The sequence below is a fragment of the Tianweitania sp. genome, from assembly GCF_032053605.1.
Taxonomy (GTDB): Bacteria; Pseudomonadota; Alphaproteobacteria; order Rhizobiales; family Rhizobiaceae; genus Tianweitania.
Genome location: NZ_DAMBUH010000128.1, coordinates 1 through 9,245 on the forward strand (window position 1 = coordinate 1; position 9,245 = coordinate 9,245).

Annotated in this window: 9 protein-coding genes and 1 pseudogene; 8 read left to right on the plus strand and 2 right to left on the minus strand. The window is 59.6% G+C overall.

Annotated elements, in window-relative coordinates; translation table 11 throughout:
• Nucleotides 1–145 precede the first annotated feature (145 nt).
• On the minus strand, nucleotides 146–1,918 hold the full coding sequence (locus RTX98_RS18510; protein WP_312798269.1) for a TRAP transporter large permease subunit: 1,773 nt from the start codon (nucleotides 1,916–1,918) through the stop codon (nucleotides 146–148).
• Nucleotides 1,915–2,499 (minus strand): TRAP transporter small permease subunit, encoded by a 585-nt coding sequence (locus tag RTX98_RS18515; protein WP_312798270.1) that lies wholly within the window; start codon nucleotides 2,497–2,499, stop codon nucleotides 1,915–1,917. The genes RTX98_RS18510 and RTX98_RS18515 overlap by 4 nt, the downstream gene beginning before the upstream one ends.
• Nucleotides 2,500–2,844: 345 nt before the next feature.
• Here RTX98_RS18515 and RTX98_RS18520 point away from each other — a divergent pair, with 345 nt between their 5' ends.
• The 8 genes and pseudogenes from RTX98_RS18520 to RTX98_RS18555 all read left to right on the plus strand — a co-directional run.
• Nucleotides 2,845–5,154, plus strand: coding sequence for a putative bifunctional diguanylate cyclase/phosphodiesterase (locus RTX98_RS18520; RefSeq protein ID WP_312798272.1), 2,310 nt, complete (start codon nucleotides 2,845–2,847; stop codon nucleotides 5,152–5,154).
• 175 nt (nucleotides 5,155–5,329) lie between these two features.
• Nucleotides 5,330–6,082, plus strand: a complete 753-nt coding sequence (locus RTX98_RS18525) for an N-acyl amino acid synthase FeeM domain-containing protein (RefSeq protein ID WP_312798273.1) — start codon at nucleotides 5,330–5,332, stop codon at nucleotides 6,080–6,082.
• A gap of 103 nt (nucleotides 6,083–6,185) precedes the next feature.
• Complete coding sequence (locus RTX98_RS18530; RefSeq protein ID WP_312798274.1) at nucleotides 6,186–6,812, plus strand: NUDIX domain-containing protein; 627 nt, start codon at nucleotides 6,186–6,188, stop codon at nucleotides 6,810–6,812.
• A 47-nt stretch (nucleotides 6,813–6,859) separates the two neighbouring features.
• Nucleotides 6,860–7,009, plus strand: coding sequence for a DUF3096 domain-containing protein (locus tag RTX98_RS18535; protein ID WP_189503139.1), 150 nt, complete (start codon nucleotides 6,860–6,862; stop codon nucleotides 7,007–7,009).
• 111 nt (nucleotides 7,010–7,120) lie between these two features.
• A complete protein-coding gene (locus RTX98_RS18540) occupies nucleotides 7,121–7,354 on the plus strand; it encodes an aa3-type cytochrome c oxidase subunit IV (protein ID WP_189503138.1) in 234 nt (77 codons plus the stop codon).
• A gap of 64 nt (nucleotides 7,355–7,418) precedes the next feature.
• Nucleotides 7,419–8,678 carry a Re/Si-specific NAD(P)(+) transhydrogenase subunit alpha gene (locus tag RTX98_RS18545; RefSeq protein WP_312798275.1) on the plus strand — a complete coding sequence of 420 codons (1,260 nt, stop codon included), beginning with the start codon at nucleotides 7,419–7,421 and terminating at the stop codon, nucleotides 8,676–8,678.
• An 89-nt stretch (nucleotides 8,679–8,767) separates the two neighbouring features.
• Nucleotides 8,768–9,085, plus strand: a pseudogene (locus RTX98_RS18550) (proton-translocating transhydrogenase family protein); the annotation flags it as partial.
• 3 nt (nucleotides 9,086–9,088) lie between these two features.
• Nucleotides 9,089–9,245 (plus strand): NAD(P)(+) transhydrogenase (Re/Si-specific) subunit beta (locus RTX98_RS18555; RefSeq protein ID WP_312798278.1); only part of this gene is annotated, 157 nt, incomplete at its 3' end.

A 9,245-nucleotide genomic window follows, 5' to 3' on the forward strand; every position in this document is an offset into this window, starting at 1 on the left:
CAACAATACGGTTGCTGAGGTGCGAGCCCGCACAAGCTCGAGAGCATCGAGCCAGGCGCGGCACACGAGCCTCGAAGGACGCATCTAGTCCTCTTACGAAAAACCCCGACTTTGCAGCCGGGGTTTTCGGATCAAGCGATCGCCTTCAATTGAAGGAAGGCGGCTGCGACAGGTCGGGTGGAGGCGGGGCTGCCGGTTGTGCCGGCTGCCCTTCCTGGCCGGGGATGGCCGGCGGTGTGTCGAAGGAGGGCGGTGCACCGAGCGAGGGCACTTCGAAGCTCGGCATGCCGCCGCCCTGATCGCCGAAGCCCGGAATATCGATCTGGATCGTGTTCGGATCGATCACGGGCGCGTCGCCCTTGTAGTGCATCACCATGCCCGGGAAGATGATCACGAGTGCCACCATCAAGAGCTGGATGCCGACAAATGGAACAGCGCCCCAATAGATCTGGCCTGTGGTGATCGGCTGGATCTTCTTGCCCGTGACACGGTCGAGATAGGGCACGCGAGCCGCGACCGAGCGCAGGAAGAACAGCGCGAAGCCGAAGGGCGGATGCATGAAGCTCGTTTGCATGTTCACGCCAAGCAGCACGCCGAACCAGATGAGATCGATGCCCATCGCGGTGGCAGCCGGTGCAAGCAGCGGCACGATGATGAAAGCGAGCTCGAAGAAGTCGAGGAAGAACGCCAGGAAGAAGACCAGCGCGTTGACCGCGATCAGGAAGCCCACTTCACCGCCCGGCAGGGAGGTCAGCAGGTGTTCCACCCACAGATGACCATTAACGCCATAGAAGGTGAGCGAGAACACGCGGGCGCCAAGCAGGATGAACATCACGAAGGCGGACAGGCGCGTGGTCGAGGTCAGCGCACCGGTGATGACGTCCATGCGCAGCCGGCCCTTGAAAGCGGCCAGGATCAGCGCGCCGACGGCACCCATCGCGCCGCCTTCGGTTGGCGTCGCAATGCCGAGGAAGATCGTGCCGAGCACCAGAAACACCAGCGCCAACGGTGGGATCAGGACGATGATCACCTGCTGCGCCAGGCGCGACATGATGTTGAGGTTCATCGCCTTGTCGGTGATCGCAAACACGTAGATCACGAGCACGCCAACGACGCCGCCGAGAATGTCGGCGTCAGGTCCTTGGCTCGGATAAAGCAGCACATGCGCGCCGTAGCTGATGCCGCCGCAAACAGCCAAGGCGATCAACAGCGAGGTCACGCCATGGCCGAGCGTGCGCGCTTCGAGCGGCAAAGCCGGCATCGACTTGGGGCGCACGATCGACATGATCAGGATGTAGAGCATGTACAAACCGACCAGAACGAGGCCGGGGATCAGCGCGCCCTTGTACATGTCGCCGACCGAGCGGCCGAGCTGGTCGGCCAGCACGATCAAAACGAGCGACGGCGGGATGATCTGCGCCAGCGTGCCGGATGCGGCAATCACGCCTGACGACAGGCGCCGGTCATAGCCATAGCGCATCATGATCGGCAGCGAGATCAGGCCCATCGCGATCACGGATGCCGCGACAACGCCCGTGGTGGCCGCCAGCAGGGCGCCGACGAGGATCACCGCATAGGCCAGGCCGCCGCGGATCGGACCGAACAGCTGCCCGATCGTATCGAGCAGATCCTCGGCCATGCCGCTTTTTTCCAGCACGATGCCCATGAATGTAAAGAACGGGATCGCCAACAATGTTTCGTTGGCAAGCGTCCCCCAGAAGCGGTCAGGCAGAGCGTAAAGCAGCGGCCAGGACAGGTTGATGTTGCCGCCGGACACCGGCGCCAGTTCAACGCCGATCACGAAAAACAGCAAACCGTTGGCGGCAAGCGAGAAGGCGACCGGGTATCCCAGGATCAGGAATACGATCAGCGACACGAACATGATCGGCGCCATGTTCTCGGCGATCAAAGCCATCATTTGCGGATCTCCTCCGCGATGGCCTGACCTTCGAGTTCAGCCGCTTCATGGGCCGACACGAAGGGATTGGGATCCTCGATCAAGCCGCGCATCACGCCGATCTTCTTGATGATTTCGGAAATACCCTGCAGCCCCAGCATTACGAAGCCGATCAGAAGCAGCGACTTGGCCGGCCAGATCAGCAGACCGCCGGCGCTCGATGAGGTCTCGCCATTGCGGTAGGATAGGAGGAAGTAGGGCCAGAAGTAGTAGATCATCAGCAGCACGAACGGCATGAGAAAGAACACATGCCCGAACAGGTCGATCCAGTGTTGCGTGCGGCGCGACCACATGCCGTAAACGATGTCGACGCGGATATGCTCGTTCTGCTTCAGGGTATAGGCAGCGGCCAGAAGGAAGGCTGCGCCGAACAGATACCATTGCAGTTCGAGCCAGGCATTCGACGACACGTTGAACGTCTTGCGAATAATGGCATTGCCGGCGCTGACCAGGATCGCCGCCAGGATCGCCCAGGCAAAGATCTTGCCGATCATCTCGTTGACGCGATCAACCGCCCTCGCAAAAGCGAGCAAAGCTTTCATGCAGAACCTCCTCCCACGACGGCGCATCATCCCACCACCCGCCGACCCGACTGTATGCTCGACCCCATGCACGGCGCAACAACCAGCATTCCACGAGCATCCCGCGCACTAGCAGAGTTGTTGCAGGCTTAAAAGTGCGGCGAAGGGATAAGAAGTAGGCATCAACTGCTCTTGACCTCCGCTATCGGACGCTTCCACCATGATGTTTCGGAGGGAGGGTGCAAATGACAGCCGAGCAGGAAGGAGGCTCGTGAAGACGCAGGCAGGCTGGCCAGTCGACGACATGACATAAGTTATTTCTTAATTGCAGCCTGATACCGGTGATGGAGCGGATCCATAGGCGCGATGCAGAGCAAAGCAGAGGACATTTCAGCCGACATCTATGCGGGGTTTGTACGGTCGCTTTTCAACGATCCGTCAACGCTGCTGATGGGCGCCTGCTGTCATGCGTTGATGGGATCCCTTGTGTACCGCTTGACAGGGCACTGGATCTATCTGGCACTCACTGCTCTGATGTTCCTGGCTGGCGCGATCCGAGCCAGCGTCATTGTCTACTTTCACCGAAAAGGCAGTATCACCGACGGTGCGTCAGCGCGCCGATGGGAGGCCATCTATCTCGCATGTGGAACATTCCAGGGGTTTTGCCTGGGGCTTTTCTGTTTCGCGACGATCTACCTTGTTCCGGACGATTTTGGCGAACTTGCATCGATTGCAACGGCCATGGGATCGACGATCACCATCGTTGGTCGCAACTATGGCTCGCGCAAGATGGTCAACATACTGGCCCTGACCATCGTGCTGCCGATCGCGACCGGCCTGATGCTGAACGGCGATCTGTATCACATCCTTCTAGGTCTGCTCATCGTGCCGTTCATGGTCATCACCATCAAGATGGCCACGCATGTTCGCACCGTGCTGTTTACCGCAATCATGGAAGGCAAATCGTCCAAGCAGATCGCACAGCGCTTCGATCGTGCCTTGAACACGATGTCCCACGGCCTGGCTATGATGAACGCGCAAGGCCAGATTGTCGTGGCCAATGCGGAAGCCGCGCACATGCTCGGTATGCGCTCTCCGTCAAAGATGATCGGCCGAACCCTTCATTCCCTTTTGATGCGTGGTGTCGCAGCCGGGCTGATGGAGGCGAAAGACTGTCATTATGTTGAAAGCCAGCTTGGGCGCGCTTTGCGCGATCAGCGTGATCGCAAGTTGCTCGTCAGTTTCTCTGATGGCCGCCATATCGAATTTTCGGCGCGCGAAGGATCGAACGATCTTGGGGTCATCACGTTCGAGGATGTCACGGCACGCATTGATGCCGAGGAACGCATCCGCTTCATGGCCCGCTATGACAGCCTGACAGGGCTTCCAAACCGGGCTTACTTCCACGAGCTTGTGGCGGAACACATGACGATTGGAGACCGCAGTCGCCTCTGCGGTCTGGTTGTGGTCGACCTCGACGATTTCAAGAGTGTCAACGACACGCTCGGCCATCCCATCGGCGATGGTTTGATCTACGCAGTGGCGAGCAAGCTCAGTAGCTTCGCCTCAGACACGATCAAGGTCAGTCGCTTCGGCGGCGATGAGTTCGTCTTGTTCTTCGATCAGGTAAAGGACCAGGACGAGTTCGTCCTTCTGCTGAGCGAGGTTTTTGAACGCGTATCGGGTGACGTGGATGTTGCGGGCCACCTCCTGCGGCTGCAGGTGAGCGCCGGAGCAGTTCTTTCCGCTGTCCAGCGCACGGATGTCGACAGCATGTTCGTGAAGGCGGATCTGGCGCTCTACAAGGCCAAGGAGCAAGGAAAGAACGGTTGGCGGATCTTCGAAACCGCCATGGACGATGCTTTCCGCAACCGGCAGATCATGAAGGCAGATCTCCGGAGTGCCGTCGAGAATGGCAAGTTGCGGGTGGTTTATCAGCCAATCGTGGGGCTGAACTCCATGCGCATCGATGGATGTGAAGCGCTGTGCCGGTGGGACCATCCCGAACTCGGCCCGATCTCACCATCAGTCTTCATCGCGCTGGCGGAAGAAATCGGCATTATCTCCGATGTCAGCATCTTCGTTTTGAATATGGCATGCCGTGAATGCCTGACCTGGCCTGAGCAGATAGGCGTGTCGGTCAATCTATCGGCGAAGGATTTCCGGGACGGCAACATCGTCGAGCATGTAAGGCTGGCGCTCGAGCAATCCGGCCTTGAGCCCGGCAGGCTGGAGATCGAGGTCACGGAAACAGCGCTGCTCGCCGACAAGTCGCAGAGCCGCCACTATCTTGAGGATCTCAAGGCACTGGGTGTCCGGATTGCTTTGGATGATTTCGGCACTGGCTATTCAAGCTTGAGCTACCTGCACACGCTGCCGCTCGACAAGATCAAGATCGACCGCAGCTTCATCATGGACCTTGCTCGTAATGAAAGGTCGTTGACCCTGCTGAAGGGGATCGTGGGGCTGTCCCGGTCGTTGGGGCTGCAGGTCACGGTCGAGGGGGTCGAAACCTTTGAGCAGTTGCGCATTCTCTCCGACACGGTCGAGCCTGACCTGCTGCAAGGCTTCCTGTTCGGAGCCGCTTTGAACGGCTCGGGAATCAACACGATCGCCGCGACCATGTGGCCGTTCGGAAAAGAGCTGCGGAAAACCCGTCAAATCAGCGCCATTTAAAAGGCTGACGCAGCCTTGTCGCTCGACGAGTCGCCGACCATCGTTCAAACTCCTATCATCGTTAACCCTAACGAAACGTAAACACAGCTTTTGGTATTTTAGATTTTACTGATCTGTTTCGCGCTTTACGGCTGATGGCCGAAGCAGATGGGGATGCTTGATGAGGACTACGGAAATGGCTGCGACGGCACAGGTGGGTGCGGTCGATGAGGAGCCGCAGGGGTTTGCAAGAAACGTCCTGACGCTGCTTGAACGCGTGGAATACCGTCGATGTAACAGCGGCGAGGATCTGGAAGCGATCTATAAGCTTCGATATCGCGCCTATCGCACACACGGCATCGTGTCTGAATCGCCAATGCAGGCGATGAAGGATGATCTGGATGATGCACCAAATTGCCACCGCTTTGGTGTCTTCATCGATGGTCAACTTGCAAGCACGATCCGTGTTCATCACCTGCATGCGGCAGAGCCATATGCTCCCGCCATGACCGTGTTTGGTGATGTACTTGGTCCAAGACTTGCGCGTGGAGACAGCTTTATCGATCCTAGCCGTTTGGCTGCGGATCCCGCCCTCATCCGGTTATACCGACCTCTGCCTTATCTTACCTTGCGATTGGCTGTGACGGGAGCCGCTTACTTCAATACGACCAGCTGCCTCTCGATGGTTCGAGACGAGCATACGGCATTCTACCAGCGCATTTTCAATTCGGTTCGGATAGCGGAGCCAAGAGACTATGCCAGCGTGACGGTTCAAGGCATCTTGTTTGAATCGCGTTGCGACAAGAACATGGAAAACACCCTGCGCCGGTTCCCCTTCTTCCGCTCCACGGCGGCGGAGCGGCGGATGTTGTTTGCGCGGCCGGGGCCGGGGGAGTTGGCGCCGCTGACGATCCTGCCGACCGCGAAATATTACCGGCCAGCCGCCTGATCTCCTATGAGATGCAGGTGGACGCGGGCAGGGGAATCATTGAGCGTCTGATTCAAGCGCCGGCAGTCCCCGGTGTGCTTTTGTTACCGGAATGCGAGGGATCGTGACCAAGCCGCCGAAACACAACCCCTTGGTTGAGCCTCGCTCCGACGAGAAGGGCGACGTTGCTATCCGCGATGTCCAGGTCCTGTCGGATAACTGGTACACGCTGCGCAACTACACGATCGATGTTCGCCGTTCCGATGGCACATGGCAGCAGCAGAAGCGCGAAGTGTTCGACCGCGGCAGCGGCGCGGGCATTCTGCTTTACAACAAGGAGCGGCGCAGCATCATCCTGACGCGGCAGTTCCGGCTGCCGGCCTACCTGAATGGCGTGGCCGATGGCATGATGCTGGAAGTGCCGGCGGGCCTCCTCGATGACCGCGATCCGGCAGACGCGATCCGGCACGAGGTCGCCGAAGAAACCGGGTACGCAATTGGAGAACCGCAGAGCATCACGGACTGCTTTTCCAGCCCCGGTGCGGTGACCGAGCGGCTGCATCTGTTTCTGGCCGAATATGATCCGGCGTCCCGGCCCAGCCTTGGCGGCGGGCTGGTAGATGAGGGCGAGGACATCGAGGTCGTGGAAATGGGCTTCGATGACGCCCTGGCCGCGATTGCCGATGGCCGCATTCGCGACGCCAAGACGATCCTGTTGATCTATCATGCGCGGGTGCACGGGGTTCTTTGAACCTTCGGCGCCACCGTTCGTTCCCAAGCGAACCTTAGGAGACTCTCATGACCCTGACTGCCCTGACTTTGACGCCGCTGATTTCGCTGATTGCCGGCGTGCTGATCCTGATCATGCCCCGCCTGCTCAACTATATCGTCGCGCTGTACCTGATCATTATCGGACTGGTCGGCCTATTTCCGCAGCTTGGCGGGTAAGGCGTTCTGTAGACTCATCTCCTATCAGGCCTTCCGCCGCGACAAGTGCGCCATTGCCCTGATCTCGGAGTTTCGCTATGTGCGAGAACAATCTTGCTTGTGGGGGTAAACATGGCTGATCAGACGCCAAGCGGGCCGCTCGAAATGGGCGCCGAGATGGATTATTCCGAGCATGAGAAAACCTATGAAGGTTTTCTTGCGCTGACCAAGTACGGCACGCTCGTGCTTGTTGCTCTTATGATCGCGATGGCTTTCGGCTTCTTCATGGGAGGCGGATTTATTTCGTCCATCATCCTGTTCGCCATCATCTGCGCCGGCGGGACCTTCTTCCTGCGCTCCGCTTGAACGGCTTGAGCCTAGGCTGAAGCCGCTTCCTTCCTGAAACTTCAACGGCGAAAGGGGCGCGCTGTTGGCTCAGACCGTCTTTATTCCAAAAGAGATTGATCCGGCGGAGCCGCGTGTTGCGGCCTCACCTGACACGGTCAAGCGCATGAAGGCGCTTGGGCTCGATGTCGTGGTGGAAGCCGAAGCCGGGCTGCGTTCGCGGATCCCCGACAGCGAATTCACCAAGATGGGCGCAACGATCGGCAGTGTTGCCGATGCTTCAAGCGCTGACGTCGTGCTCAAGGTTCGTCGCCCCTCTGCGGACGAGATCCGAGGCTACAAGTCGGGCGCGCTGGTCATCGCGACCATGGATCCCTATGGCAAGCAGGCCGAGGTCGAGGCCATGGCGTCCGCGGGCATCTCTGCTTTCGCCATGGAGTTCATGCCGCGCATCACCCGCGCTCAGGTCATGGACGTGCTGTCCAGCCAGGCAAATCTTGCCGGTTATCAGGCCGTGGTTGATGCCGCAGCCGTTTACGACCGCGCCCTTCCGATGATGATGACGGCGGCCGGCACCGTGCCCGCTGCCAAGGTGTTCGTGATGGGCGCCGGCGTTGCAGGTTTGCAGGCGATTGCCACCGCGCGCCGCATGGGCGCCATTGTTACCGCCACCGATGTGCGCCCCGCCGCCAAGGAACAGGTGGCCTCGCTCGGCGCCAAGTTCGTTGCTGTCGAGGATGAAGAGTTCAAGGCAGCCGAAACGGCAGGCGGCTATGCCAAGGAAATGTCCAAAGCGTATCAGGACAAGCAGGCAGCGCTTGTTGCCGATCACATTGCCAAGCAGGACATCGTCATCACGACGGCGCTGATCCCAGGCCGCCCTGCGCCGAAGCTGGTTTCGGCTGCGATGGTTGCGGCGATGAAGCCCGGCTCGGTCCTCGTCGATCTCGCGGTTGAACGCGGCGGCAATGTCGAAGGCGCCGTGGCGGATGCCGTGATCACGCTTGAAAACGGCGTCACGATCGTTGGCCACACCAATGTTGCCGGTCGCATCGCGGCGTCCGCCTCGCTGCTTTACGCGCGCAACCTCTACGCCTTCCTGGAATCGATGGTCGACAAGACCTCGAAGACGATCGTGGTCAATCCGGACGACGAGTTGGTGAAGGCGACGTTGCTGACCCATGGCGGCGCTGTGGTTCACCCCAATTTCGCATCGGCAGCACCTGTGGCTGCGCCGACCGCACCTGCAGAAGCGGTCAGCACCGAGCCCGGCCTTGAAGCGGCGCCCGAAGAGGCCGCTGCGGTTGACGGCGAGCAGGCCGGCAAGCCGGAAGGAGCAGCTTGATGGAAAACACGGCAGTTCAGGACGCGCTTGATCGCGTCGACGCGGCAATCACCAACCTTCATCTGGCGCTCGCGCACAACGACAATGTTGCGCAGGCCGTTCATGCCGCATCGGGCGGGGTGATCGATCCCTTCGTGTTCCGTTTGGCGATCTTCGTGCTGGCGATCTTTGTCGGCTATTACGTTGTCTGGTCGGTGACGCCGGCGTTGCACACGCCGCTGATGGCCGTGACCAACGCGATCTCATCGGTGATCGTGGTGGGTGCGCTTCTGGCGGTCGGCATCTCGGCCTCCGGTCTGGCGACCGGCTTCGGCTTCATTGCCTTGATCCTCGCTTCCGTGAACATCTTCGGCGGCTTCCTTGTCACGCAGCGCATGCTGGCGATGTACAAGAAGAAGGAGCGCTAGTTCATGAGCATCAACGTCGCTTCCTTCCTTTATCTCGTTTCCGGCGTCCTGTTCATCATGGCGCTGCGTGGCCTGTCGCATCCCACCACCAGCAGGCAGGGCAATATCTACGGCATGATCGGCATGGCGATCGCGATCGTCACGACGCTCGCCTTGGCGC